Source organism: Amycolatopsis sp. NPDC104587, assembly GCF_055583645.1.
In genome coordinates, this window is the sequence record NZ_JBVJNO010000028.1 from 13,229 (window position 1) to 38,002 (window position 24,774).

At 72.1% G+C, this 24,774-nt stretch carries 25 protein-coding genes and 1 riboswitch; of the genes, 9 read left to right on the forward strand and 16 right to left on the reverse strand.

Going from position 1 to position 24,774, the window contains the following annotated elements; translation table 11 throughout:
* Positions 1–8: 8 nt before the first annotated feature.
* The gene (locus ACZ61C_RS47085; protein WP_465314521.1) at positions 9–629 is read left to right on the forward strand and encodes a class I SAM-dependent methyltransferase; all 621 of its coding nucleotides are present in this window, start codon (positions 9–11) and stop codon (positions 627–629) included.
* Here the strand turns inward: ACZ61C_RS47085 and ACZ61C_RS47090 are convergent.
* Positions 626–1,000: a VOC family protein gene (locus ACZ61C_RS47090; protein WP_465314522.1), complete on the reverse strand. Its 375-nt coding sequence runs from the start codon at positions 998–1,000 to the stop codon at positions 626–628. The genes ACZ61C_RS47085 and ACZ61C_RS47090 overlap by 4 nt on opposite strands.
* 23 nt (positions 1,001–1,023) lie before the next feature.
* Positions 1,024–1,887 (reverse strand): EamA family transporter, encoded by an 864-nt coding sequence (locus ACZ61C_RS47095; protein WP_465314523.1) that lies wholly within the window; start codon positions 1,885–1,887, stop codon positions 1,024–1,026.
* A 354-nt stretch (positions 1,888–2,241) separates the two neighbouring features.
* On the opposite strand from ACZ61C_RS47095, the gene rpsT reads away from it, so the two are divergent.
* A complete protein-coding gene (rpsT, locus tag ACZ61C_RS47100) occupies positions 2,242–2,502 on the forward strand; it encodes a 30S ribosomal protein S20 (protein ID WP_091316168.1) in 261 nt (86 codons plus the stop codon).
* 49 nt (positions 2,503–2,551) lie between these two features.
* On the opposite strand, the gene holA is transcribed toward rpsT, so the two are convergent.
* Positions 2,552–3,532: a DNA polymerase III subunit delta gene (gene holA / locus ACZ61C_RS47105; RefSeq protein ID WP_465314524.1), complete on the reverse strand. Its 981-nt coding sequence runs from the start codon at positions 3,530–3,532 to the stop codon at positions 2,552–2,554.
* 135 nt (positions 3,533–3,667) lie between these two features.
* A riboswitch (SAM riboswitch) is annotated at positions 3,668–3,801 on the forward strand.
* A 13-nt stretch (positions 3,802–3,814) separates the two neighbouring features.
* Between holA and thrC the strand changes: the two genes are divergently transcribed.
* Positions 3,815–5,080: a threonine synthase gene (thrC, locus tag ACZ61C_RS47110; protein WP_465314525.1), complete on the forward strand. Its 1,266-nt coding sequence runs from the start codon at positions 3,815–3,817 to the stop codon at positions 5,078–5,080.
* A 47-nt stretch (positions 5,081–5,127) separates the two neighbouring features.
* On the opposite strand, the gene ACZ61C_RS47115 is transcribed toward thrC, so the two are convergent.
* The 4 genes from ACZ61C_RS47115 to ACZ61C_RS47130 form a co-directional block, all read right to left on the reverse strand.
* On the reverse strand, positions 5,128–7,506 hold the full coding sequence (locus ACZ61C_RS47115; protein WP_465314526.1) for a DNA internalization-related competence protein ComEC/Rec2: 2,379 nt from the start codon (positions 7,504–7,506) through the stop codon (positions 5,128–5,130).
* Between the two features lie 616 nt (positions 7,507–8,122).
* A complete protein-coding gene (locus tag ACZ61C_RS47120; protein ID WP_465314527.1) occupies positions 8,123–8,848 on the reverse strand; it encodes a ComEA family DNA-binding protein in 726 nt (241 codons plus the stop codon).
* A 144-nt stretch (positions 8,849–8,992) separates the two neighbouring features.
* The gene (locus tag ACZ61C_RS47125) at positions 8,993–10,318 is read right to left on the reverse strand and encodes an FtsX-like permease family protein (RefSeq protein ID WP_465314528.1); all 1,326 of its coding nucleotides are present in this window, start codon (positions 10,316–10,318) and stop codon (positions 8,993–8,995) included.
* 1 nt (position 10,319) lies between these two features.
* Positions 10,320–11,084, reverse strand: coding sequence for an ABC transporter ATP-binding protein (locus tag ACZ61C_RS47130; RefSeq protein WP_465314529.1), 765 nt, complete (start codon positions 11,082–11,084; stop codon positions 10,320–10,322).
* A 65-nt stretch (positions 11,085–11,149) separates the two neighbouring features.
* Here ACZ61C_RS47130 and ACZ61C_RS47135 point away from each other — a divergent pair, with 65 nt between their 5' ends.
* Entirely contained in the window at positions 11,150–11,692 is a 543-nt protein-coding gene (locus ACZ61C_RS47135) for a TetR/AcrR family transcriptional regulator (protein WP_465314530.1), read from the forward strand.
* On the opposite strand, the gene ACZ61C_RS47140 is transcribed toward ACZ61C_RS47135, so the two are convergent.
* From ACZ61C_RS47140 to nadD, 5 genes are read right to left on the reverse strand one after another with little or no spacing between them, the layout of a single operon-like run.
* Positions 11,689–12,543: a DegV family protein gene (locus ACZ61C_RS47140; RefSeq protein WP_465314531.1), complete on the reverse strand. Its 855-nt coding sequence runs from the start codon at positions 12,541–12,543 to the stop codon at positions 11,689–11,691. The two genes, ACZ61C_RS47135 and ACZ61C_RS47140, sit on opposite strands and share 4 nt — an antisense overlap.
* Positions 12,544–12,547: 4 nt before the next feature.
* Positions 12,548–13,276, reverse strand: a complete 729-nt coding sequence (gene octT, locus ACZ61C_RS47145) for a diglucosylglycerate octanoyltransferase (RefSeq protein WP_465314532.1) — start codon at positions 13,274–13,276, stop codon at positions 12,548–12,550.
* 3 nt (positions 13,277–13,279) lie between these two features.
* Entirely contained in the window at positions 13,280–13,894 is a 615-nt protein-coding gene (locus tag ACZ61C_RS47150; protein WP_465314533.1) for a histidine phosphatase family protein, read from the reverse strand.
* Positions 13,891–14,286 (reverse strand): ribosome silencing factor, encoded by a 396-nt coding sequence (gene rsfS, locus ACZ61C_RS47155; protein WP_465314534.1) that lies wholly within the window; start codon positions 14,284–14,286, stop codon positions 13,891–13,893. Before rsfS ends, ACZ61C_RS47150 begins: the two co-directional genes overlap by 4 nt.
* A 59-nt stretch (positions 14,287–14,345) precedes the next feature.
* Entirely contained in the window at positions 14,346–14,915 is a 570-nt protein-coding gene (gene nadD, locus ACZ61C_RS47160; protein WP_465314549.1) for a nicotinate-nucleotide adenylyltransferase, read from the reverse strand.
* A 196-nt stretch (positions 14,916–15,111) separates the two neighbouring features.
* Between nadD and ACZ61C_RS47165 the strand changes: the two genes are divergently transcribed.
* The 5 genes from ACZ61C_RS47165 (at position 15,112) to ACZ61C_RS47185 (ending at position 21,055) form a co-directional block, all read left to right on the forward strand.
* Positions 15,112–17,223: a RecQ family ATP-dependent DNA helicase gene (locus ACZ61C_RS47165; RefSeq protein WP_465314535.1), complete on the forward strand. Its 2,112-nt coding sequence runs from the start codon at positions 15,112–15,114 to the stop codon at positions 17,221–17,223.
* An 85-nt stretch (positions 17,224–17,308) separates the two neighbouring features.
* The gene (locus ACZ61C_RS47170) at positions 17,309–18,580 is read left to right on the forward strand and encodes an MFS transporter (RefSeq protein ID WP_465314536.1); all 1,272 of its coding nucleotides are present in this window, start codon (positions 17,309–17,311) and stop codon (positions 18,578–18,580) included.
* A gap of 70 nt (positions 18,581–18,650) precedes the next feature.
* Positions 18,651–20,372 (forward strand): arginine--tRNA ligase, encoded by a 1,722-nt coding sequence (argS, locus tag ACZ61C_RS47175; protein WP_465314537.1) that lies wholly within the window; start codon positions 18,651–18,653, stop codon positions 20,370–20,372.
* A 12-nt stretch (positions 20,373–20,384) separates the two neighbouring features.
* Entirely contained in the window at positions 20,385–20,774 is a 390-nt protein-coding gene (locus ACZ61C_RS47180) for a PPOX class F420-dependent oxidoreductase (protein WP_465314538.1), read from the forward strand.
* A complete protein-coding gene (locus ACZ61C_RS47185; RefSeq protein ID WP_465314539.1) occupies positions 20,771–21,055 on the forward strand; it encodes a putative quinol monooxygenase in 285 nt (94 codons plus the stop codon). Before ACZ61C_RS47180 ends, ACZ61C_RS47185 begins: the two co-directional genes overlap by 4 nt.
* Before the next feature lie 280 nt (positions 21,056–21,335).
* Here the strand turns inward: ACZ61C_RS47185 and proB are convergent, their stop codons facing one another.
* From proB to rplU, 4 genes are all read right to left on the reverse strand, one after another.
* The gene (gene proB, locus ACZ61C_RS47190) at positions 21,336–22,445 is read right to left on the reverse strand and encodes a glutamate 5-kinase (protein WP_465314540.1); all 1,110 of its coding nucleotides are present in this window, start codon (positions 22,443–22,445) and stop codon (positions 21,336–21,338) included.
* Positions 22,442–23,905 (reverse strand): GTPase ObgE, encoded by a 1,464-nt coding sequence (obgE, locus tag ACZ61C_RS47195; RefSeq protein ID WP_465314541.1) that lies wholly within the window; start codon positions 23,903–23,905, stop codon positions 22,442–22,444. Before obgE ends, proB begins: the two co-directional genes overlap by 4 nt.
* A 110-nt stretch (positions 23,906–24,015) precedes the next feature.
* Entirely contained in the window at positions 24,016–24,276 is a 261-nt protein-coding gene (gene rpmA / locus ACZ61C_RS47200; RefSeq protein ID WP_465314542.1) for a 50S ribosomal protein L27, read from the reverse strand.
* Between the two features lie 54 nt (positions 24,277–24,330).
* Positions 24,331–24,645, reverse strand: a complete 315-nt coding sequence (gene rplU / locus ACZ61C_RS47205; protein WP_086678418.1) for a 50S ribosomal protein L21 — start codon at positions 24,643–24,645, stop codon at positions 24,331–24,333.
* Positions 24,646–24,774 lie beyond the last annotated feature (129 nt).

A 24,774-nucleotide genomic window follows, 5' to 3' on the forward strand; every position in this document is an offset into this window, starting at 1 on the left:
CTCGAAGTATGAGCACTTCGCACCAGCCGGCACCCCCTCCCCAGCCGGAGACCAGCGGCTTCGCCCGCGTCCTCGACCGGACGTTCGGTCACCCCTCCGGCGTGCTCGGCCGCCTCGGCGGCCTGCTGATGGCCAGGGGGAACGCCGCCACCGAACACCGCGTCGTCGACCTGGCCAAGCTCGAGCCGGACGAGACCGTCCTGGTCGTCGGGCCGGGCCCCGGCGTCGGCCTGGAGGCCGCGTCGCGGCTGGCCGGGCGCGTCGTCGGTGTCGACCCCTCCCCCGAGATGCTCGCGCTCTGCCACGAGCGCTGCGGCGACCACGCCGAGCTGCGGGAGGGGTCGGCCGCGCACACCGGTGAGCCCGGCGAGTCCGTCGACGTCGTGCTGACCGTGAACAACGTGATGCTCTGGGACGACCGCGCCGCGGGGTTCGCCGAGCTGTTCCGGGTGCTGCGGCCCGGCGGACGGCTGCTGCTGTCCGCGCACGAGAAGTGGCTGCCCGTGAGCAGGCACGTGCTGGCCGACGAGGCCGCCGCCGCGGGCTTCGCCGACCTGCAGACGTGGACCTGGGAGCCGCCCGGCTTCACCGCGCTGGCCGCGCAGCTGCGCGCCGTCAAGCCCGCCTAGCGGGTGTCGGTGCGGATCGGGTGGCCTTCGGGCACCTCGACCAGCACGATCCGCGTGCCGTCCGGGTCGGCGATCCAGGCCTCGTCCAGGCCCCAGGGCTCGCGCCGGGCGTCCCGCACCGGCTCCAGGCCCTTCCCCTTGAGCTCGGCCAGGGTGCCCGCCAGGTCCCGGACCTGCACCCAGAGCACCAGGTCGGGCGACGCGCCCGCCGTCCCCTCGCCGGAGACCTCCAGGGAGCCGTGGCCGAGGAAGAACACGGTGCCGCCGGGGAACTCGCGCTCCACGGCCAGGCCGAGGGTGTCGCGGTAGAACCCGGTGGTCGCGGCGACGTCACGCGGGCGGATCAACAGCCTGCTCTTCAGGACTTCCATCCGACCATCCCTACCGGACGCGCTCAGGCGAGGGCAATCGCGGCGATCCCCGACAGCACGATCACGGAGCCGGCGAGCCGCCGCACGGCGTCGCGTTCGCCCAGCACCAGCCACGCGGCGAGGCCACCGAGCACGATGCTCAGCTCCCGGGCGGGCGCGACCAGGCTGACCGGCGCCATGGTGAGCGCGAACAGCACCAGGACGTACGCGATCGGCGAAAGCACCGCGACGACGAGCACCTCGCGACGCTGCTCGCGCCAGATCCGGCGCACCTCCCCGCGGTCGGCCAGCGCGCCGGGCACGAGCAGCACGCTCTGCAGGACCGACCCGAGGCCGAAGTAGACGATCGGCGGCACGCCGAGGCCGGTCACCGCGTGTGCGTCCCAGAGCGTGTAGCCGGCGATGACGGCGCCGGTCAGCAGGCCGTAGAAGATCCCGGCCTTGACCGCTTGCGGGTCGCCCGCCTTGCGGCCGGTGCTGATCACCAGCACCCCGGTGATCACGAGGAACGCGCCGAGCAGGCCGAGCAGGCCCGGCCGCTCGCCGAGCACGAGGACGGCGGCCAGCACCGACAGCAGCGGCCCGGTGCCGCGCGCGACCGGGTAGACGACCGAGAGGTCGCCGACGCGGTACCCGCGCTGCAGGACGATGCCGTAGGCGATGTGCAGCACCGCCGTCACGACGGCGGCGAGCAGCCAGCTCCACTGTGGACGGTCCGTTTCCACGACCAGCAGCACGACCGTCACCGGCAGGAGCAAGACGGCGGAAGCCGTGTAGTAGAGCCAGACGAACTGCGTGCCACCGGAGGAGATCCGCTTGGCGGCCAGGTTCCACGCCGCGTGCACGACCGCGGCGACGAGGACGAAGGACAGGGCGGTGGCGTTCATGGGACCCTTTCGGGTTTTCGCGCGCGCGAAAACCGGGTCCTCCAGGCTTTTGCCCCGTCAGATGAACGACCGGCCGTCCGGGCCCGCCGATGGTGCCGCTCGGACCAGACCCGCCGGTCCTGGTTGTGTGGTGCGGTGTGTGCGGACCGGCGACGGAACCCTAGGCACTGACCGCCCTCCACCGTACTCCCCATGATCGGCGGCGCGCAGGTCCCGGCGGACGAGGCCGGGAGCCGGGCTGTTAGAGTTGTCGCTCGCTGCCCGTGCGGCATTCCGTCATGGAGGAAACCTGTTTTCGAGCAGGGCCACTTCAGCGCGGCGGCGAATCTCACCGAGTGAAACAGGAGTTGCCCTATGGCCAACATCAAGTCGCAGATCAAGCGCATCACGACGAACGAGAAGGCGCGTCAGCGCAACCAGGCGATCCGGTCCTCGGTGAAGACCGCGATCCGCAAGGTCCGCGAAGCCGCCGAGGCCGGCGACAAGGCCAAGGCTGCCGAGCTGCAGCGCGACGCCGCCCAGAAGCTGGACAAGGCCGTCTCGAAGGGCGTCATCCACGCCAACCAGGCCGCCAACAAGAAGTCGGCGCTCGCGAAGCGCGTCAACGCGCTCTGAGCAAGCTGTTTCTGGAGAAGCCCCGGCCTCGGCCGGGGCTTTCTTCATGTCAGCGGTCGCCCTTGGCGGCCGCCACCTCCAGCACGGCTCGTTCCAGCGCGTAACCCGGGTCGGCCGCCACGCCCTTGACCTCGGCGTTGAGCCGCGCGACCACCCGCATCGCCGTGGCCAGCCCGTCCTGGTTCCAGCCCCTGGACTGGCCCTGCGCCTTGCGGATCTTCCACGGCGGCATGCCCAGCTCGCCGGCCAGCTGGTTGGGGTTGCCCCGGCCCGCACCGGAGACGCGGGCGATCGTGCGGACGGCGTCGGCCAGCGCGTCGGCGACCAGGACGTGCGGGACCCCGAGCTGCATCGCCCAGCGCAACGACTCCAGCGCCGCCGCGCGGTCACCGCTGACCGCCCGCTCCGCGACCGCGAACCCGGTCACGTCGGCCCGGCCGCGGTGGTAGCGCCGGACCGCTTCGGCGTCGACCGCGCCGCCGGTGTCCGCGACCAGCTGGGTCGCCGCGGAGGAGAGTTCCCGCAGGTCGGAGCCCACGGCGTCGATGAGCGCGGCGACACCGGCCGGGTCGATCTTGCCGCCCACCCGGCGCACCTCGTGCCGCACGAACTGCTCCCGCTCGGCGGGCTTCGTCAGCTTCGGGCACTCCGTGACTTCGGCACCGGCCTTTTTCAGCACGGCCGGGAGCGTCTTGCCGGCCTTGCTGCGGCCACCGCCGGTGTGCACGACGACCAGCACGACCCCGTCCGCCGGGTCCTTCAGGTAGGACGCCACGGCGTCGGCCAGCTCCTGCGAGATGTCCTGCGCCGACTCCAGGACGATCACGCGGCCTTCGCTGAACAGCGAGGGGCTGACGAGTTCGGCCAGCTCAGGGGCTGTGAGATCGGACACCCGGACCCGGGTCAGCTCGGCGGTCGCGTCGATCGCGCGGGCCGCGGCCAGCGTCTCGCGGACGGCGCGCTCGATCAGCAGTTCTTCCTCACCCAGGACCAGGTGCAGCGGGGGCGGGGCGGTGGCTTGCGCGGTCACCGGAGGATCCTCTCACTTCTCCGAACGTGCGCCCGCTCCGGTGATGTGGAGCCGCCACCATGGCACGGTCCGAACGCCATGTCGTACGGTGTCCTCGAGGCGGCGCGTTTGTGGCGCGCCCCGACAACCGAATACCGCTCATCCAGAGGGGCAGAGGGAACGGCCCGACGAAGCCCCGGCAACCGGCGTACAGCCCGTCATCCCGCGATCGCGGGGTAGCTGACGACCACGGTGCCAATTCCGGCCCGCTTCGGCGGGGCAGATGAGGAAAGGAACCTCGCGATGACCGCAACCCTCGGCACGACCTCCACCACCAAGACCCCGGATCTCGGACCGGCCGTCGAACTGGTGTCGAAGGAAGAGGGCCACCGGCAGCCGCTCGCCCCCGAGTTCGTCTCCGCCGAAGACTTCTCGCCGCTCGAGGTCGCCTACGACTTCGGCCGCGTCCGCCGCGAAGACATCGAGGCCGGCCCCAAGAACATCTGGCGCTACAAGAAGCTCCTCCCGGTTCCGTCGAACATCGAAGAAATCCCCAACACCGAGCCCGGCGCGACCCGCCTGGTGCGTGCCGACCGCCTCGCCAAGGAGCTCGGCCTCAAGCGCGTCTGGGTCAAGGACGACACCGGAAACCCGACGCACTCCTTCAAGGACCGCGTGGTCGCCGTCGCGCTGGCCGCGGCCCGCGAGTTCGGGTTCGAGGTGCTCGCGTGTCCCTCGACCGGCAACCTGGCCAACGCGACGGCCGCCGCGGCCGCCCGCGCCGGCTGGCGGTCGGTCGTGCTGATCCCGAAGTCGCTCGAGCGCGCCAAGATCCTCACCACCGCGGTGTACGACGGCGACCTCATCGCCATCGACGGCAACTACGACGACGTCAACCGCCTCGCCACCGAGCTCGCCGGTGAGCACCCGAAGTGGGCGTTCGTGAACGTGAACGTCCGGCCGTACTACTCGGAAGGCTCGAAGACGCTGGCCTTCGAGGTCGCCGAGCAGCTGGGCTGGCGCATCCCGCCGCAGATCGTCGTGCCGATCGCCTCCGGTTCTCAGCTCACCAAGGTGGACAAGGGTTTCCGCGAGCTGGGTCAGCTCGGTCTCGTGGACGCCAGCCCGTACAAGGTGTTCGGCGCCCAGGCCACGGGCTGCTCGCCGGTGTCGGCCGCGTTCCGCGGCGGCCACGACGTCGTCCAGCCGGTGAAGCCGGACACGATCGCCCGTTCGCTGGCGATCGGCAACCCGGCCGACGGCCCGTACGTGCTCGACATCGTCAACCGCACCGGCGGCGCGATCGAGGACGTCTCCGACGAAGAGGTCGTCGAAGGCATCCGCCTGCTGGCCCGCACCGAGGGCATCTTCACCGAGACGGCCGGCGGCGTCACCGTCGCCACGGCGAAGAAGCTGGTCGAGACGGGCAAGCTGGACCCGGACGCCGAGACGGTGCTCCTCATCACCGGCGACGGCCTCAAGACCCTCGACGCGATCGAGAACCACGTGGGCCCCAAGGCGGTCCTGCCGCCGTCGGCCGCCGCGGTGAACGAGGCGCTCGGGTACTGATCTTCCCCCGGCGGTGGGCCGGGGCGGGCCGCGTGGCTCGCCCCGGCTCATCGGCGCGGTGGGCCGCGGGGCTCACCTCGGCGTGAAACCGCCGGGCCCGCCGGTTCGCCTACCACGGCGGTGTCTCCGTCCTGGTCCGTCCGGGTCACCCGAGCGCCCAACGCCATCAGAGTGTCCATTGTGGACTTGCTGGGATGTCCGTAGGTGTTGCCCGCGCCCACGCTGACCAACGCCACCCGCGGTGCCACCGCGGCGAGGAACGATGGCAGCGAGTACCGCGAGCCGTGGTGGGGGACCTTCAGCACCTCCGCTTTCAGGTCTGCGACGTCGGCCAGGAGATCCGCCTGCGCGGCCAGTTCGACGTCGCCGGTCAGGAGCATCCGGCCGGCTGCCGTTTGCGCCCGGAGGACCAGCGAGCTGTTGTTGATCGTGGTGCCGTCCTGCCCGGCCGCGCGGGCCGGGACGTAGCGCGGGCCGAGCACGTCGAGTGAGAGCCCGGGCCAGTCCAGCCGCTCCCCCGGGTTCAGCTCGACCAGCGGCACGGCTTGGCGGGACGCCTCCGCGGCGACCTGCCGCCACGCCCACTCCGGCGCGCGCCCCGGCCCGACGGCGATGCCGCCGACCGCGCGGCCGTCGAAGACCGACGCGAGCCCGCCGATGTGGTCGGCGTGCAGGTGGCTCAGCACCACCAACGGGATCCGGTCGACGGCGAGCCGGTGCAGGCACTCGTCGACCGGTCCCGGCTCGGGTCCGGTGTCGATGACGATCGCCCGTCCGGGCTCGGCGGTCGCCAGGACGACCGCGTCACCCTGTCCGACGTCGCATTCGACCATCGCCCAGTCGCGCGGTGGCCACGCCGGCGCGATCACCCGGACCGGCACGAGCACCAGCAGCGCGCCGACGACCAGCACGGCCATCAGCAGCCGGATCCGCCGGTGGCGGGCGGCCAGCACCAGCACGACGAGGACACCGGCGGCGAGCAGGCCGCCGGCCCAGCCGCCGGGCCACGCGACTGTCGCGCCCGGGGCTCGTGCGCCGTGCCGCGCCACCGTGATCAGCCAGCGTGCCTCCGGATCGGCCAGGTGCACCAGGACTTTCCCCGCGCCCGGCCACCAGGGACCGGTGACCGTCGCCAGCACGCCGAGCACCGTCGCCGGGGCCACGACCGGTGCCGCGAGGACGTTGGTCAGCACCGAAACCAGGCTCACCGAGCCCGCCATGCCCGCGATCACCGGCGCGGTCACGAGGAACGCCGCCAGCGGGATCGCCAGCCCTTCGGCGAACCCCGGCGGGACGCCACGGCGGACGAGCGCGGCCGCCCAGCGAGGCGCGAGCAGCACGAGCCCGGCGGTGGCGAACACCGACAGCGCGAACCCGAAGTCCGTGGCCATCGCCGGATCCGCCACCACCAGCACGCAGACCGCGAAGGCCAACGCGGGCAACGCCGAACCGCGGCGTCCCAGCGCCAGAGCCAGCAACGCGACCGCCGCCATGACGCCGGCCCGCAGCACGCTCGGCTCCGGGCCGACCAGGACGAGGAACCCGGCCAGGCACGCCCCGGCCGCCACCGCCGACAGCCGGGGCCCGAGCCGGACCAGGCGCAGGAGGAGCAGCACCGCGCCGCAGGCCACGGCGAGGTTCCCGCCGCTGACCGCGGTCAGGTGGGCGAGGCCGGCGGTGACGAACTCCTGCTCGACCCGCGGCGACAGGCCGCTCGTGTCACCGAGGACCAGGCCCGGCAGCAACCCGGCGGGCTCGTCCGGCAGGCTCTGGCACAGGTCGTGGAGACCCGCGCGCAGATCGGCCGCTGCCCGCTGCCACCACGGCGCGGGGCCGGGTTCCGCGGGCGGGCCACGGACGGACAACACGGCGACGGTCAGGTCCGAACCACGCGGCGGCATCAGCAGACCCGAGACGGCCACTTCCTGGCCCGGGAGCAAGGTCGCCCACTGCGCGACCGGCGCGAGGAGGAGGACGCGCCCGGAGGAGTCGACCGGGCGGCCGTCGACCGACGCGGTGCGCACGTCGGCGGTGAGCACCACCGATCGGGCGCCGGCTTGGGTGTCGGCGTATCCCGCGCTCCGCACCGGCTTCGGCCGTTCGGCGACGATGACTCGGAGGGTGGCGGGTAGGCCGTTCGCAGCTGCTGCGCGGAGTTCGTCTTGCTGGGCGTCGCGGATCTGCCAGGCGACCGGGCCGGCTGTGACGAGGCCCAGCACGAGTACGGCCGCCGCTGTGCCGAGTGCTCGGGGACGGCCGCGGGCGCGGTAGAGCACCAGGCCCGCGATGAGCGCCGAGGCTAGACCGGCGGCGAGTGCCGTCCACCAGCCGAGGAGGAGGCCGGACAGTGCCGCGAGCCAGCACTGGAGGGCTGCCGGGACCAGTCGCATGTCTTGGCGGGTGTCGGTTACCGGGACGCTGGTCATCGGACCGGCTCCTGACTCCGCGGGCTGGCGGCTGTTGTCGACCGCGGGCCGACGAGCAGGCTGGTTGGTGCGCCGAGCCGGGGCAGCGCGTGGACCACCGGCAAGCCTTGCCAGACGGCAGTCACCTGCGTCCGTGCGCGGACGAGGAGCCTGACCAACACGCCAAGCCATGCAGGGACCCACTGCGAGCCCTGCCAGGCGGCAGTCACCGGGGTAGCCGCCGACCGTGAATCGACGAGGAACCCGGAGAGCGCGCTGGGCCAGCACACCAGCGCGGCCTTAAGCAACCACAAGTCCCGCCCGCTCGCAGGAGAGAGCGGTGTGGGCCGGGTTGCTTGGCAGCCGGTGGCGGGCGGTCGCAGTTGCCATGACTGCTGCTCGGCGCCGTTCGGGATCGGCGTCGGGCACCACGACGGGGAGGCGTTGGGCCCGCCGGCGGGTGTGCGGTTCGAGCCGCTGCAGGAGACCATCCGGCCGGCTGGGGCAAGCCGGCGCACCAACACCGCCCAAACGGACTGCAAGTGTGGAGCGGCAGTCATCCGGGCGGCGACCGATGACCACCAGCCACCAAACGATCGTGCCGATGCCGCGGGGACAAGCCGGGCCGGGACGGCGGTCATCCGACCGTCACCTGCTCCCGCAACTTGGCGAACTTGCTTTCGCCGATGCCATCCACGTCACGCAACTGCTCCACCTTCGTGAAGCCGCCGTGGTCGGTGCGCCACTGGACTATGCGCTTGGCCATCACCTCGCCGACTCCGGGCAGCGTGTCGAGCTGGTCCGCCGTCGCCGCGTTGAGGTCGACCTTCGCGCCGGCCGGGTCGCCGGGGGCCGCCAAGGGTGCCGCGGGAGCCGGGATTCCGACCGCTAGCTGTTCGCCGTCGGTCACCCGGCGGGCGAGGTTCAGTGCGTGGAGGTCCGCTCCCGGGTCGGCGCCGCCCGCTGCTCGGAGGACGTCCGCGACCCGGGATCCCAGGGGCACCGTGACCAGCCCCGGTGAGCGGACGCGGCCGATCACGCTGACCACGAGACCGGCCTGGGGTGCGGCCCGGGCCGGCGCCTCGGCCGCCGGTTTTGCCGGCGGCAGTGCGGGCGCCGGCTCGGGTGCCGGGCGGCCGCCGAGGAGGGCCACCGAGCCGAGGATGATCAGCACGACCGCCGCGAGGACGCCGGCGAACGCCCACCGGCGGCGGCCGGCGCCGGTGGGGCCGCCCGGCAGCCAGCGCCGGACCAGCCGGCCGCCTGGCCCGACCGTGCTCGCGTCGGGCGTGAGCTGGTCGGCCAGCCAGGCGAGCCGGTCGTTGAGGGGTGGGCCCGGATCCCGGGCGGGCTGCTCGAACACACGATCGACGTTAGGGCCCGCGGGGAGGCGTCCGACAGGGGTGCCGCCGCGTTCTGTGGACAACCGGGGTGTTGTGGATGGATCAGCTCCGCCCGGCCCGGGACCGGCCGTTTCCGTCGTACCCGGATGGCATGCTGGAGGGTTTCACCCCGCTGCCGGCACGGTGGCCCGCCGGACGACGCGACCCCCGGCCACCGACGTCACCGCCAGCGCCACCACCGCCCCGAAGACCGCGCTGAGCAGGAACGGCCCGGCATCAAGAGCCAGGCCGCCCGTCTTGACGACGGCGAACGGCACGACGCAGACCACCGCGCCGGCGGAGGCGGCCACGATCGCCGTCACCGCCGCGGCCGCCGTTTCGCGCAGCAGCATGCCTTTCGCCTGCCGGCCGGTCGAACCGAGCAGCGCCAGGACGGCGAACTCGTCGTGACGACGGCCGATCGCGGCGACGAGGTTGTTCGTCAGCGCGATGGCCATGAACAGCCCGATGAGGACCACCACGAGGTAGTTGATCGACGCCAGGACGCGCGCCGTGCTGTCCACCGCGACGTGCCGGTTCTCGATCCCCTGCATGGCCAGCGTGCCCGCCGAAACGCCGACGAGCAGGGTCAGGAACGTGACCACCGGCCGCATCCGGTCCGGCGCCGCGGCCAGGTTGACCGCGGCCAGGTAGGCGCCCGCGCCCCGGGACCGCGGCCGGAAAAGGCGCAGGACGGCGTTGGCGGCCGCGATCAGCTCCGGCGCGAGCACCGCGAGCCCGATCGCCGTCAGCACCGTGGCCGGGCCGGTCATCGCCGTCGTCGCGATGCTGTCGGCCGGCAGCCCCAGGACCGCCGACGCCGACCCGATCCCGGCGACGAGCAGGACGATCGCCGTCACCCGCCGGCCGTTGCCGGCTCGCCGGGAAGGCAACGGCTCGGCCACCGCGACCGGGCTGCGCCGCGCGGGCTTCCGGCTGCCGATCCAAGCGGCCAGGACACCCGCGCCGAGCACCACGGCGACACCTGCGACCGGCAGGGCTATCCCGGGCGCGTAGGCCGTCGCCGGGTCGGTCAGCCCGGTCGCGCGGACGCCCCGCAGGAGCAGCCATCCGAGGAGATACCCGGCCCCGAGGCCCGGGACGGCGGCCGCGGCCGAGATCGCGAGCGTTTCGACCGAAACCAGGACCCGCACCTGCCGCGGGGTGGCCCCGATCAGCCGGAGGCCGCCGACTTCGGCGGCCCGGGCCGCGAGCGTGACGCCGATGGTGGAGACCATCGCGAACACGACGATCGCCACCACCCAGCCGCCCATGATCAGCGGGAACTCGACGAGGAACGCCCGGTCCGCCGCGGCGGTGCCGGTGGCCAGGCCGGTGCCGAGCAACGCGGTCATCGCGACGACCAGGGCCAGGCCGACGACGGCGACGAGCCCGGTGGCCAGCGCAGCGCCGCGGTGGTGGCGTGCCAGCCGGAGAGCCAGGGAACCCATGTCAGCGCACCCCCGCCGCGTTCGCCGCCCGCTCGGCCGACTCGACCAGCGTCGCCATCCGGTGGGCGACGGCCGCCGCGTTCGGCCGGTCCAGCCGGTCGACGACCAGGCCGTCGGCGAGGAACAGCACGGTGTCCGAAAAGGACGCGGCGACCGGGTCGTGGGTGACCATGATGATCGTCTGGCCGCGGTCGGCGAGCCGCCGCAGCAGCCCGAGCACCTCCCGCGCGCTGCGGATGTCCAGCGCCCCGGTCGGTTCGTCCGCGAACACGACCTCGGGGTCGGTCACGAGCGCGCGGGCGACGGCGACCCGCTGCTGCTGGCCGCCGGAGAGCTGCCCGGGCCGGTGCTGTGCACGGTTCCCGAGGCCGACGTGGGCCAGCAGGTCCGCGGTGCGCCGCGGTTCGGGCCGGCGCCCGTCCAGCCGCAGCGGCAGCTCGACGTTCTCGGCCGCGGTCAGCGCCGGCAGCAGGTTGAACGACTGGAACACGAACCCGACGCGGCGGCGCCGGATCTCGGCGAGCCGCGTCTCACTCAGCCGGGCCAGGTCGTGCCCGTCCAGTTCGGCGGTGCCGCCGGTCGGGGTGCGCAGGCCGGCCGCGCAGTGCAACAAGGTGGTCTTGCCGGAGCCGGACGGCCCCATGATCGCGACGAACGAGCCGCGGGCGACGTCCAGGTCGATCCCGCGCAGCGCGTCGACCGGCCCTCCTTCGCCCTCGAACCGGCAGCGCAGCTGCCGTGTGCGGACCGCGGGTGCTGTGATCATGACGTCCCCTTCGCCTGTAATGGTCATTCGTTTAAAACGAACGTTTACATGCTACGGTAGCGCGCGTGGGACACCGGGAGAATCTGCTGACCGCGGCACGCGAGTGCCTCCTCAAGACCGGCTACGCGCGCACGACGGTGCGCGACCTGGTCGCCGCGTCGGGCGCCAACCAGGCGTCGATCAACTACCACTTCGGGTCGAAGGACCAGCTGCTCACGCGGGCGCTGATCGAGCTGAACACCGAGTGGGGCGAGCTGCTGTTCTCCGCGCTGGGCGCCCCCGACGAGCCGGTCGGGCCCGAGGAGCGCTGGCGCCGGATCATCGCGTCGATCGAGGCGAACCGGGAGCTGTGGTTCGTCAACTTCGAGAGCGTCAGCTACCTGCAGCACGACGAGCAGATCCGGGAGATCAACGCCCAGGGCCAGCAGCTGGCCCGCACGACACTGGCCCACGCGTTCGGCGGCTTGCCCGCCGACGCCGACCCCGACGACCTCCGGGTCGTCGGCTCCCACTACTACTCACTGCTGGTCGGGGTGGCCGCGCAGTGGCTGACCGACCCCGGGAACGCCCCCAGCGCGGCCGAAGTCACCCGGGCCGACCGGCGTTAACGAGACGGGACCGTCCGCTGGACGACCACGCCCAGCACCCCGGGCCCGGTGTGCGCCCCGATCACCGCGCCCAGCTCGGAGACCACGCAGCCCGCCGAGCGCGGCACCGCCTCCTCCAGCCGGTTCGCCAGCGCGACCGCCCGCTCCGGCGACGCGAGGTGGTGGACGGCCAGCTCGACGTCGTCGTCCCGGGCGGCGGCCGCGGCCAGCTCGACCAGCCGCGCGAGCGCCCGGTTCATGGTCCGGACCTTCTCCAGCGGCAGGATCCGGCCGTCCGACATGTGCAGCACCGGCTTCACCGCCAGCGCTGTGCCGAGCAGCGCCGCCGCCGGCCCGATCCGGCCGCCGCGGCGCAGGTGGTCCAGGGTTTCCACGACGAACAACGTCGACGAGCAGCCGGCCGCCGTGACCGCCGCGGCTTCGACCTCGGCCGCGTCCTTCCCGGCGCCCGCGGCGTCGGCGGCGTGCAGGGCGGCGAACCCGAGCCCCATCGCGGTCGTGCGCGAGTCGACCACGCGCACCCGGTCCGGCCCGACTTCCTGCGCGGCCAGGACGGCCGCCTCCCAGGTGCCCGAGAGCTCGCGCGAAAGGTGCACCGAGACGATCGAGTCGGCGCCGTCGGCGAAGGCGGCCCGGTACTCCTTCACGAACTCCGTCGGCGTCGGCCGGGACGTCGTGACGATCTTGCGCTGCTTCATCGCTTCGGCGACCGCCGCGGGACCGGTCTCGATGCCGTCGAGCGAAACCACGCCGTCGACCAGGACGTGCAGCGGCACCACCCGGACCGCGTGCCGTTCGGCGAAGCCCTCCGGCAGGTGGGCGGTGGAATCCGTGACTACGGCGACCGACACGCCGTCAGCCTACGTGGCCGGGGGCCGGCACCGGGGCCATCAACACGGACATCGCGTCACCCACCGCCGCGTGTCCCTGCCAGCCCCAGTGCATGCCGTCCGGGTTGCCTTCGCCGCTGAGCACGTGCTCCCCCACGACGGCTTCGAGGTCCAGCAAAGGGATTCCGGCCCGCGCGCCCCACGCGGCCAGCGCGGCGGCCGCCGCGGGACGCGCGGTGTGCACCCCGCCGTAGGCCGCGGCCCGGTGCACCGACGGCAGCATGCCGAAGATCGGCAGCTCGGGCCGCAGGACGCGCAGCGCGCCCACGGCCGTGTCGAGGTACTGCACGGTGAGCTTGGCCGGTAGCACCGTCGGACGGCCGCGGAACGCGACCGACAGCTTCGGCTGCGCGGCGAGGTAGGCCTTGCGCACGACGCGCCGGACCGGGTCCGGCCGCAGGTACTTCAGCCCCGTGCGCAGGTAGGTCGGCAACGGCGACGGCAGCGTGTCCATGCTGCCGACCGCCAGCACGACGGCGTCGACGTGGTGCAGGTCGGCCCAGACGCGCGGGTCGCCGGTCAGCGACCACCACGCGTCGCGGGCGGTCCAGCCGATCCCGGCGACCAGGTCGGCGGTGCCGCCGAGCGCCGCGGCGGCCACGTTGGGCCACAGCCGCGGTTCGTCGGCGGCGCAGGGTCCTTCGGGACCGTGAAAGCTCAGCGAATCGCCGAACACGAGCAGGCGCGGCCCCATCGGCTAGCCGTGCATCCCCGCGTTGTAGGCGTGCAGCCGCCACTTGCCGTCACGCAGGCCGAGCTCGACCCAGTGGCAGTTCGAGATCCCGCCCAGCGACGGCCAGATCTCCACCGGCAGGTTCACCAGCCGCGCGGTGAGCGCGGTGATCAGGCCGCCGTGGGCGGCCAGCAGCACGGTGTCGCCGGCGTCGGAGTTGGCCTGCTGCAGGTCGGCGACCACTTCGCCCGCGCGGTCGGCGACGTCGAGACGGTTCTCCCCGCCCGGCGGCGCCCAGGTCGCGTCCTTGCGCCAGCGGTCGCGCTCACCGGGGTAGGCCTCGTCGACCTCCGCGCCGGTCATCCCCTGCCACTCGCCGAGGTGCGTCTCGCGCAGCCGCTTGTCGATGCGCAGCGGGACGCCGATCGCGTCGGTGAGCACGGTGGCCGTGTCGGTGGCGCGACGCAGGTCGGAGGCGATCACCAGGTCCGGCGCGAACCGGGCCAGCGCGGGCGCGGCGAACCGGGCCTGGTTCCAGCCGCGCGGCGTCAGCGCCGAGTCGAGGTGACCCTGCATCCGCCCGGCGGCGTTGTAGTCCGTCTCGCCGTGGCGCCAGAGCACGAGCCGCCGCGGGCTCACGGGACGTCCGGGTCCTCGTCGGCGGCCGGCTCCTCGAGCCCCGCCACCTCGATCCTCGGGCAGTCTTTCCACAGCCGCTCGAGGCCGTAGAACGTGCGCTCCTCGACGTGCTGGACGTGCACGACGACGTCGACGTAGTCGAGCAGGACCCAGCGGCCCTCGCGGGCGCCTTCGCGGCGGACCGGCTTGTGCCCGCTCTCCCGCAGCTTCTCCTCGACGTTGTCGACGATCGCGCCGACCAGGCGCTCGTTGGACGCGGAGGCGATGACGAAGGCGTCGGTGATGACGAGCTGCTCGGACACGTCCAGCACGACGACGTCGCTGGCCTTCTTGTCCGCCGCCGCGTGTGCGGCCGCTACGGCCAGCTCTCGTGCCTCGGACGTGGCTGCCACGGTGCTCCTTCACAGATCGGGTTCGCCCGAGAAGGGTACCCGCACCGACCAGCGGCCTTTCAGTCGCTCTTCCGGTAGAGATCCTTCTTGGCGATGTAGCGGACGACGCCGTCCGGGACGAGGTACCAGACCGGCTCCCCGCGTTCGACGCGGTCGCGGCAGCCGGTCGACGAGATCGCCATCGCGGTCACCTCGACCAGGCTCACCTTGCCGCTGGGCAGGTGGTGCGAGTTGAGCCGGTAGCCGGGCCGCGTCACGCCGATGAAGTGCGCGAAGTCGAACAGCTCGTCGGCCTTGTGCCAGGTCAGGATCTGCTCGAGCGCGTCGGCGCCGGTGATGAAGTACAGCTGGTCTTCGGGGTATTCGGCGTGGAGGTCGCGCAGGGTGTCGACGGTGTAGGTCTGGCCGGCGCGGTCGATGTCGACGCGGCTGACCGAGAAGACCGGGTTGGACGCGGTCGCGATGACCGTCATCAGGTAGCGGTCCTCGGCCTTGGTCACCTGGCGGTCGGTCTTCTGCCACGGCTGCCCGGTGGGGACGAAGATCACCTCGTCGAGCCCGAACCGGGACTGGACCTCGCTCGCTGCGACGAGGTGGCCGTGGTGCACGGGGTCGAACGTGCCGCCCATGACCCCGATCCGCCGTGGTGACATGAGTGAGGAGCCTATACATCGGCGGGCGCCGACGTCCTGTGCTGCCGCACACCTCGCCCGACCGGGCAATCGTTGTGATTCAGGTCACATTACGGCCGGTATTCGACACGAACGGTCCGTTCGCGACGCCGCCGATTCCCGGTCTGTCGGTGCCATGGGGTAGACGTGGGACGTGGACACCACCGGCACCACCCCAGCCCTCCGCGACCGCGCCGAAACGCTCCTGCGAGCACTGGCCGGCGATTCGGCGAAGCTGCGCGAAGACCAATGGACGGCCATCGAGGCCTTGGTCGCGCAGCGGCGCCGCGCACTGGTCGTGCAGCGCACCGGCTGGGGCAAGTCGGCGGTGTACTTCCTGGCGACGGCCTTGCTGCGCGAGCAGGGCAGCGGGCCGACGGTGATCGTCTCGCCCCTGCTCGCGCTGATGCGCAACCAGATCTCGGCCGCGGCGAAGGCCGGGATCCACGCGGCGACGATGAACTCCGCCAACGCCCAGGAGTGGGAGCAGGTCCAGGCGGCGGTCGCGGCCGGCGAGGTCGACGTGCTGCTGGTCAGCCCCGAACGGCTGAACAACCCGGACTTCCGCGACAACGTGCTGCCGAAGCTGACCGCGAGCACCGGGCTGCTGGTGGTCGACGAGGCGCACTGCATCTCGGACTGGGGGCACGACTTCCGGCCGGACTACCGGCGCCTGCGGACGCTCCTGGGCGACCTGCCCGACGGCGTGCCGGTGCTGGCGACCACGGCGACCGCGAACGACCGCGTGGTCACCGACGTCGCCGAGCAGCTGGGCCTCGGCACCGGCGGTGACACGCTCGTCCTGCGCGGCACGCTCGACCGGGCGAGCCTGCGGCTGGCGGTGTGCCGGCTGCCGACGTCGCAGGCGCGGCTGGCCTGGCTCGCCGAGCACCTGGCCGAGCTGCCCGGGTCGGGGATCATCTACACCCTCACCGTCGCGGCGGCGCACGACGTCGCGTCGCTGCTGAAGGACCGCGGGTACCCGGTGGCGGCCTACACCGGGAAGACCGACCCGGCCGACCGGCAGGCGGCGGAGGACGACCTGCTCGGCAACCGGGTCAAGGCGCTGGTCGCGACGTCCGCGCTGGGCATGGGGTTCGACAAGCCGGACCTCGGGTTCGTCGTGCACCTCGGGGCGCCGTCGTCGCCGATCGCGTACTACCAGCAGGTCGGGCGCGCCGGGCGTGGTGTCGAACGCGCCGAGGTCGTGCTGCTGCCCGGCGAGGAGGACAAGGCGATCTGGGCGTACTTCGGGTCGCTCGCCTTCCCGGACGAGCTGCGGGTGACCCAGGTGCTGAACACGCTCTCCTACGCCGACCGTCCACTGTCGACGGCCGCGCTCGAGCCGTCGGTGGAGCTTTCGCGCTCGCGGCTGGAAATGGTGCTCAAGGTGCTGGACGTCGACGGCGCGGTGCGGCGCGTCAAGGGCGGCTGGACGAGCACGGGCGAGGACTGGCAGTACGACCGCGGGCGCTACAAGCGGGTCGCCCAGGCGCGCGACCGCGAGCAGGACGCGATGCTCGGGTACCTGGCGACCGACGGCTGCCGGATGGAGTACCTGCGCCGCCAGCTCGACGACCCCGAGGCGGCGCCGTGCGGGCGGTGCGACAACTGCACCGGCCGGCACTGGGACACCACGGTGGCGGACGACGTCGCCGAGGCGACCCGGGAACGGCTGCAACGTCCGGGCGTCGAGGTCGCGCCGCGGAAGCAGTGGCCCACCGGGATGTCCTCTTTGGACGTACCGGTGTCCGGCCGGATCTCGGCCGACGACCAGGCCGAGCCGGGCCAGGTGCTCGGGCGGCTGACCGACGTCGGCTGGGGCAACCGGCTGCGGGAGCTCGTGGGGCCGCAGGCGAAGGACACCGAGGTGCCGGACTCGGTGTTCAAGGCCTGCGTCCAGGTGCTCGCCGGATGGCAGTGGTCGGAGCGGCCGGTCGCGGTGGTGGCGGTGCCGTCGGAAACGCGGCCGCAGCTCGTCTACAGCCTCGCGACGCGGCTGGCCGAGATCGGCAAGCTGGAGTTCCTCGGCGCGCTCGACGCCGAGGGGCCGCCGCCGCGGCAGGCGAACAGCGCGCAGCGGCTGGCCGACCTGTGGCGGCGGATGAGCATGCCGGCCGACCTCGCCGGGGTCCTGGCGGGCGGGCCGGTCCTGCTGGTGGACGACGTCATCGACACCGGCTGGACGATGACGCTGGCCGCGCGCCTGCTGCGGAAGGCCGGGGCGCCGGCGGTCCTGCCGTTCGCGCTGGCGAGCACCGCCTGAGAGGAGAACGGACAGTCAGGATCTTTCGCACCGCGAACGAATGTGGCAAAGTCCCGTTGCACCTTCGGGGGACGTGGAGGCTGCCATGACCGTGCAGGTCCAGCACCGGCTGCCGGTGCGCAAGCTGTTCGCGGCGAGCGCGGGCAACGCGCTGGAGTGGTTCGACTGGACGATCTACGCGACGTTCAGCATCTACTTCGCCGGCGCATTCTTCCCGGCCGGGAACGACACACTCGCGTTGATCAACACGTTCGCCACCTACGCGCTCGCGTTCTTCTTCCGCCCGCTCGGCGGAGTGCTGCTCGGGCGCTTCGCGGACACGCGCGGCCGCAAGCCCGCGATGATCCTCACCATCCTGCTGATGGCCGGCGGGTCGGTGGCGATCGGGCTGCTGCCGACGTTCGCGCAGGTCGGCTGGCTCGCGCCGATCCTGCTGCTGCTCGCCCGGATCGCGCAGGGGCTGTCGCTCGGCGGTGAGGTGTCGAACGCGTCGGCCTACCTGGGTGAGATCGCGCCGCCGGCGCGTCGCGGGCGGTACTCGGCGTTCTTCTACGTCTCGACCGGTTCGGCCGTGCTCATCGCGACCGTGCTCGGGTTCGTGCTGGCCCGGACGCTGGACAAGGCGCAGCTGGCGTCGTGGGGCTGGCGGCTGCCGTTCCTGCTCGGCGGGGTGTTCGGCCTGGTCGGGCTGTGGTTACGGCGCAGCCTCGCCGAGACCGAGCTGTTCGAGCAGACGAAGACCAAGGCCCAGAAGCTCGAACGGCCGTTGCTGGCCACCCTGACGCACCACCCGAAGGCCGTCGGCCGGCTCGTCGGCTTCTCGATGCTCTCGACGCTGTGCTACTACACGTTCTTCAGCGCGCTCACGTCCTTCGCGGTGAAGAACCGGCACGCCGACGCGGACGTCGTCTTCCTCGCCCTCTCGGTCGCCACGGCGTTGTTCATCGTGCTGCAGTACCCGATGGGGGCGCTGGCGGACCGGGTCGGGCGCAAGCCGCAGCTGCTCGTCTGGTCCGGGGCGACCGCGGTGGTGATCGTGCCACTGTCCACTTTGATCGGACCGTCGGCCGGCGGGCTGCTCGTGGTGTTCTGCGTCGGGCTCGGGCTGTACACGGCGATGACGTCGATCGCGCCGGCGATCATGAGCGAGCTGTTCCCCACCGAACTGCGCGGGCTGGGGATCGGCGCCTGGTACAACCTCACCGTCGCGGTCTTCGGCGGCACCGCCCCGCTGCTGATCACCGTGTTCGGCGCCATCTCGCCCACGCTCTACTTCTGGTACGTCGCCGCCGGCGCCGCGATCGCGTTCGCCGTGATCCTCACGCTGCCGGAGACCAAGGGCGCGGAGCTGCGGTAAACCCCGTCGTCACCGGAGGGTCGCGCTCGCTACGCTGCGGGCTCCGTGACCGATCCGAAGGAGGGACACCGTGCAGCACGCCGACGTTACCGAGGAGCTGGCGCGCCGCGTGGTCGCCGCCGCGGGCCGGGCACTGGATGTCGAGCTGACGCCGGAGCAGGCGCTGATCCAGGCGTCGCCGCGGGACGGCGTCGATTACCAGGGCAACCTCGCGATGAGCCTGGGCAAACGGCTCGGCCGGCCGCCGCGCGAAGTCGCGACGCTGATCGCGGAAGCGCTGGAGCTGGACGGGCTCGCCGACCCGCCCGAAGTGGCCGGGCCCGGTTTCCTCAACTTCGTGCTGCGCACGGACTGGCTGGAAACGCGCGTCGCCGCGATGCTCGGCGATCCGCGGCTCGGGGTGCCGGAGGCGGCCGGACCGCGGACGATCGCACTCGACTACAGCAGCCCGAACGTCGCGAAGGAAATGCACGTCGGGCACCTGCGCTCGTCGGTGATCGGCGACGCGCTCGCCCGCCTGCTGCGCTTCGCCGGGCACGAAGTGCTGGCGCACAACCACCTCGGCGACTGGGGCACGCCGTTCGGCATGCTCATCGAGCACCTTCTCGACGTCTCCGCCGGGCATCGCGCGATCGCCGATCTCGACGCCTTCTACCGCGAAGCCCGCGGGAAGTTCGACAGTGACGAAGCGTTCGCGACCCGCGCGCGCAACCGCGTCGTGCTGCTGCAGAGCGGCGACGAAGAGACGCTCTCCGTCTGGCGGGAGCTGGTCGAGGAGTCGAAGCGGCACTTCAACGAGGTCTACGCGCTGCTCGGGATCTCGTTGACGGACAAGGACATCTACGGCGAAAGCTTCTACAACCCGTTGCTCGCGGCAGTGGTCGACGACCTCGAAGCGGCCGGGCTGACCGAGATCAGCGACGGGGCGGTCTGCGTGTTCCCCGAAGGGTTCCGCAACCGCGAAGGTGACCGGCTGCCGCTGATCGCCCGCAAGCGCGACGGCGGTTACGGGTATGCGGCCACCGACCTCGCCACCGTCCGGTACTGGACGGCCGAACGCGGCGCCACCGATCTGCTCTACGTCGTCGGGACGCCGCAGGCCCAGCACTTCGCGATGCTGTTCGCGACCTGCCGCGAAGCGGGCTGGCTGACCGGGCACGCCGAGCACATCGGGTTCGGCACGGTCCTCGGCGCGGACGGCAAGACCATGCGCACCCGCGCCGGCGACACGATCAAGCTGGCCGACCTGCTCAGCGAAGCCGTGACGCAGGCCGCCGCGGTGGTCGCCGAACGCAGTGAGCTCGACGCGTCGGGCCAGGCCGAGGTCGCGCGGGCCGTGGGCATCGGCGCGGTCAAGTACGCGGACCTGTCCGGGGACCGCGAGCGCGACTACGTCTTCGCCTGGGATCGCATGCTCGCGAAGGAGGGCAACACCTCGGTGTACCTCCAGTACGCGCACGCGCGGACGCAGTCGATCCTCCGGAAGGCGGGCGGCCTGCCCGACGGCACGCAGGTGCTGCTGGAAGCCCCAGCGGAGCGCGCTCTGGCGCTGAAGCTGCTCCGGTTCGGCGAAGCGCTGAAGAGCGCGACGAGCAGCTACGCGCCGCACAAGCTCTGCACGTACCTTTACGAGACGGCGGTCGCTTTTTCCCGGTTCTTCGAGGAATGTCCGGTCCTGAAGGCGTCCACCCCGGAACTGCGCGCGTCGCGGCTACGGTTGACTACGCTGACGTCGCACACGCTCGCGCTCGGGCTCTCCCTGCTCGGCATCGCGGCGCCCGACCAGCTCTAACGGGAGACCACTGTGGAACTGCCCGGCGACCTGCTCGCGCTGCTGCGCGAGCCCAGCCTCTGCTTCCTCTCGACGTTGATGCCGGACGGCTCGCCGCAGCTCACCCAGACCTGGGTGGACACCGACGGCACGCACCTGCTCGTCAACACCGTGCTCGGCCACCAGAAGCAGCGCAACATCGAGCGTGACCCGCGGGTGGCGCTGAACGTCGCCGACCGCGAGCGGCCGTCGCGCTACTTCGCGATCCGCGGCAGGGTGCTGGAGATGACCGAAGAGGGCGCCGTCGAGCACATCGAGAAGCTGGCGCAGCGTTACCTCGGCGGGCCGTACCCGTGGTGGGGCGGGCGCGACCAGACGCGGCTGCTGCTGACGATCAAGCCGGACCGGATCAACCCGTCATGATCATCGTCTCCGGCTGGCTCGCCGTCGCTCCCGAGAGCCGTGACGCCTATCTCGAGGACTGTGCCGAAGCCGTCCGGCTGGCACGAGAAGCGCCGGGTTGCCTCGAGTACTCGCTGGGCGCCGACCTGCTCGATCCCGGCCGGATCACCGTCTACGAGCGCTGGGAGTCCGACGAGGACCTCGAGCGCTTCCGCGGGTCCGGGCCTTCGGACGAGCAAGCGGTCCAGATCCTCGACGCGTCGGTGGCGCGCTACCGGATCTCGGCTGTCGAAGCGCCGTGATCGGCCAGTAGCGCCACCAGTTCGCGGCCACGAACCGCAACCTGAGCGGAACGGTCCTCGAGGCGACGGCGGCGGCCGCCTGGTCTCGGTGGGCTAGCAGGCATCACGCGTGATCAACGAGGAATCTCGCGTGATCCGGCGGGCATCTCGCGTGATTGGAGGGGCATCACGCGTGATTAGAGGGTCGACACGGTGGTGCCTGCCTGATCACGAGTGATGCCCGCCTGATCACGGGTGATTCCCCTCGGATCACGGGTGATGCCCGTCGGGCACGGGGCGGTCAGCGGCGGAGGGGGACGAGGTCGTCGGCGTGGACTACCTCGCGGCGTTGTTCCGGCGGGAGTTCGGGCGTTGAGCGGCCGATCAGCTCCGGGAGCTCCGTCGCGTCGAAGGCGACCACTCCGCGGGCCACCGCCCGGTCCTTCGCGTCGACCAGGTCCACCACGTCGCCGGCCTGGAACTCGCCCTCGACGCCCGTGATTCCCGCGGCCAGCAGGGACCGGCGGCGGCGGACCACCGCCGTCACCGCGCCGTCGTCCAGGCGGAGCTTGCCCGTCGTGTCCGCCGCGTAACCCAGCCAAAAGCGGCGGGCCGAGAGGCGGGTGTCCGCCGGGGCGAACGCCGTGCCCGGGGAGGCCGAAGTCAATGCGGCGGAGGCTTCCGACGCCGCCGCCAGCAGGACCGGGATGCCCGCGCCCGCCGCGGTGCGGGCGGCCGCCAGTTTCGAGACCATGCCGCCCGTTCCGAGACCGGAGCTGGACATGCCGACCGAGATCCCGTCCACATCGGACTCCGAGAGCACCTCGGTGAGCTTGCGGGTGGCACCTTCGCGAGGGTCTCCGTCGTAGAGACCGTCCACATCGGACAGCAGGATCAGCGCGTCCGCGCCGATCAGGTGCGCCACCAGCGCCGCCAGCCGGTCGTTGTCGCCGAAGCGGATCTCTTCCGTGGCCACCGTGTCGTTCTCGTTGACCACCGGGACCGCGCCGAGGGCCAGCAGCCGCGAAAACGTCCGCTGGGCGTTGCGGTAGTGCGAGCGGCGGACGACGTCGTCGGAGGTGAGCAGCACCTGCCCGACCGTCAGCGTGTACCGCCCGAACGACTCGGCGTACGCGTGCGCCAGCGCCAGCTGGCCGACGCTCGCCGCCGCCTGCTGCGTCGCGAGGTCACGCGGACGCTTGCCCAGCGACAGCGGGGCCAGGCCCGCCCCGATCGCGCCCGACGACACGAGCACGATCTGCGTTTCGCGGGCGACACGCTCGGCGATCGCGTCGACCAGCGCGTCCAGGCGGGCCGTGTCGAGCCCGCTGCCCGCGGTGGTCAGCGCCGACGAGCCGACCTTGACCACCAGGCGCCGGCCGGCGGCGATGGACTCGCGGGTGCCGCTCACGCGTCGAGGTCCAGGTCGTCGTCGTCCTCCGGCTCCTCCGTGCCGTCGCGGCGGACCCGGCGGGCTTCCTTGCGCTCGGCCGCGCCGATGCGTTCGTTGCGCTCGAGCCGGACGTCGGTGCCGCGGCCGGACAGGTGCACCGCGACGCTCGGCGTCGACGGCTCCCATTCGAACTGGACGTCGCCGATCGTGACCGGGCTGCCCGGCCGCGCGCCGAGCTTGGCCAGCTTCTCCTCGACGCCGAGGCGGTTGAGCCGGTCGGCCAGGTACCCGACGGCCTCGTCGTTCGCGAAGTTGGTCTGGCGGATCCACCGCTCCGGCCGGGAGCCGCGCACGATGAACGCGCCCTCCTCCTCGGGGTCGACCTCGACGGTGAACCCGGTGTCGTCGACGGCGAGCGGCCGCAGCACGATCTTCTCCGGCTCCAGCACCGGCTGCGCCTCGCGGTACTCCTCGACGACCTTGGCGAGCGCGAACGTCAGCTCGCGCAGGCCCTTGCGCGACGCCGTCGAGACCTCGAACACCTGGAGGCCACGGGCTTCGAACTCCGGCCGGACGAACTCGGCCAGCTCGGCGGCCTCGGGGACGTCGATCTTGTTGAGCACGACCACCCGCGGACGTTCTTCGAGCTTCCCGCCGAGGCTGGGGGTGTACTTCGCGAGCTCGGCCTCCAGAGCGTCCACATCGGACACCGGATCGCGGCCGGGCTCGAGCGTCGCGCAGTCGACGACGTGCACCAGCACCGCGCAGCGCTCGATGTGGCGGAGGAAGTCGAGCCCGAGGCCCTTGCCCTCGGACGCGCCGGGGATCAGGCCGGGGACGTCCGCCATCGTGAACACCGTCTCACCGCCGGTGATGACGCCGAGGTTCGGCACCAGCGTGGTGAAGGGGTAGTCGGCGATCTTCGGCTTGGCCGCGGAGAGCACCGAGATCAGCGACGACTTGCCGGCGGACGGGAACCCGAGCAGGCCGACGTCGGCGACCGACCGCAGCTCCAGCACCAGGTTGCGGGCCTCACCCGGCTCGCCCAGCAGCGCGAACCCGGGGGCCTTGCGGGCCTTCGACGCCAGCGAGGCGTTGCCGAGCCCGCCGCGGCCGCCCTGGGCGGCGACGAACGTGGTGCCCGGGCCGATCAGGTCGGCGACCAGCTCGCCGTCCTCGGTGAACACGACGGTGCCCGAAGGCACCTTCATCACCAAGGTGTCCCCCGCCGCGCCGGCACGGTTGCCGCCCTGGCCCATCTTGCCGCTGCCCGCCTTGGCGTGCGGGCGGAAGTGGAAGTCGAGCAGGGTGTGCACGTTCGGGTCGACGACCAGCAGGACGTCACCGCCGTTGCCGCCGTTGCCGCCGTCCGGGCCGCCGAGGGGCTTGAACTTTTCGCGGTGCACCGAGGCGCAGCCGTTCCCACCGTCACCCGCGGTCAGGTGGATGACCGCGCGGTCCACGAACCGGGACGCCATGACTTTGCCTCACTTCACTCAACAAAAAGGGTCCGAACAAAACAAACGAGGGGTGGCACCGGATATTCCGGCCCCACCCCTCGTCAGAGGTCTAACTCGAAGCCGAAAACTCAGGCTTCGGTCGGGACGACGATGTTGATCGTCTTGCGACCACGCTTCTCGCCGAACTGGACCGCACCGGCGGCCAGCGCGAACAGCGTGTCGTCGCCGCCACGGCCGACGTTCACACCCGGGTGGAACTTGGTGCCACGCTGGCGGATCAGGATCTCGCCGGCGTTGACTTCCTGGCCGCCGAAGCGCTTGACGCCGAGGCGCTGCGCGTTCGAGTCACGACCGTTGCGGGAGCTGGACGCACCCTTCTTGTGAGCCATGGCGAATGCCCTTCTTGGAAAAACTCAGTCTGAAAAACAGATCCGGAAAAGTTCTTACAGCGAGATGGCGGTGACCTCGACGCGGGTCAGCTTCTGCCGGTGACCCTGGCGCTTGTGGTAGCCCGTCTTGTTCTTGAACTTGTGGATCCGGATCTTCGGACCCTTGGTCTGCTCGACGACCTTGCCGGTGACCGAGACCTTCGCCAACGCGTCGGCGTCCGTGGTGACCTCGCCACCGTCGACGTACAAAACGGCGGGGAGGATGTGCTCGGTGCCCGGCTCGCCCTCGAGCTTCTCGACCTCGACGACGTCGCCGACGGCCACCTTGTACTGCTTGCCGCCGGTCTTGACGATCGCGTACGCCGACACGGAAGTCTCCTGCATTACTCGACAATGGGTGGGGGCCCGCGCGATCGGCCCACCTCCGGGAAGGCGGTCCTGGACTCGCGCAGCGACCTGCTCTGGTGGCAGGCCGTACTACAGGTTACGTGGGGTGCC

Bases quoted from the DNA above. Each gene is read 5' to 3' on its own strand.
- ACZ61C_RS47095 (WP_465314523.1), bottom strand. From the start codon at position 1,887: ATGAACGCCACCGCCCTGTCCTTCGTCCTCGTCGCCGCGGTCGTGCAC.
- ACZ61C_RS47170 (WP_465314536.1), top strand. From the start codon at position 17,309: ATGACCGTGCAGGTCCAGCACCGGCTGCCGGTGCGCAAGCTGTTCGCG.
- octT (WP_465314532.1), bottom strand. From the start codon at position 13,276: ATGGGGCCGCGCCTGCTCGTGTTCGGCGATTCGCTGAGCTTTCACGGT.
- thrC (WP_465314525.1), top strand. From the start codon at position 3,815: ATGACCGCAACCCTCGGCACGACCTCCACCACCAAGACCCCGGATCTC.
- ACZ61C_RS47085 (WP_465314521.1), top strand. From the start codon at position 9: ATGAGCACTTCGCACCAGCCGGCACCCCCTCCCCAGCCGGAGACCAGC.
- nadD (WP_465314549.1), bottom strand. From the start codon at position 14,915: ATGGGCGGCACGTTCGACCCCGTGCACCACGGCCACCTCGTCGCAGCG.
- ACZ61C_RS47115 (WP_465314526.1), bottom strand. From the start codon at position 7,506: ATGACCAGCGTCCCGGTAACCGACACCCGCCAAGACATGCGACTGGTC.
- ACZ61C_RS47125 (WP_465314528.1), bottom strand. From the start codon at position 10,318: ATGGGTTCCCTGGCTCTCCGGCTGGCACGCCACCACCGCGGCGCTGCG.
- ACZ61C_RS47090 (WP_465314522.1), bottom strand. From the start codon at position 1,000: ATGGAAGTCCTGAAGAGCAGGCTGTTGATCCGCCCGCGTGACGTCGCC.
- ACZ61C_RS47185 (WP_465314539.1), top strand. From the start codon at position 20,771: ATGATCATCGTCTCCGGCTGGCTCGCCGTCGCTCCCGAGAGCCGTGAC.
- ACZ61C_RS47130 (WP_465314529.1), bottom strand. From the start codon at position 11,084: ATGATCACAGCACCCGCGGTCCGCACACGGCAGCTGCGCTGCCGGTTC.
- rpsT (WP_091316168.1), top strand. From the start codon at position 2,242: ATGGCCAACATCAAGTCGCAGATCAAGCGCATCACGACGAACGAGAAG.
- rpmA (WP_465314542.1), bottom strand. From the start codon at position 24,276: ATGGCTCACAAGAAGGGTGCGTCCAGCTCCCGCAACGGTCGTGACTCG.
- obgE (WP_465314541.1), bottom strand. From the start codon at position 23,905: ATGGCGTCCCGGTTCGTGGACCGCGCGGTCATCCACCTGACCGCGGGT.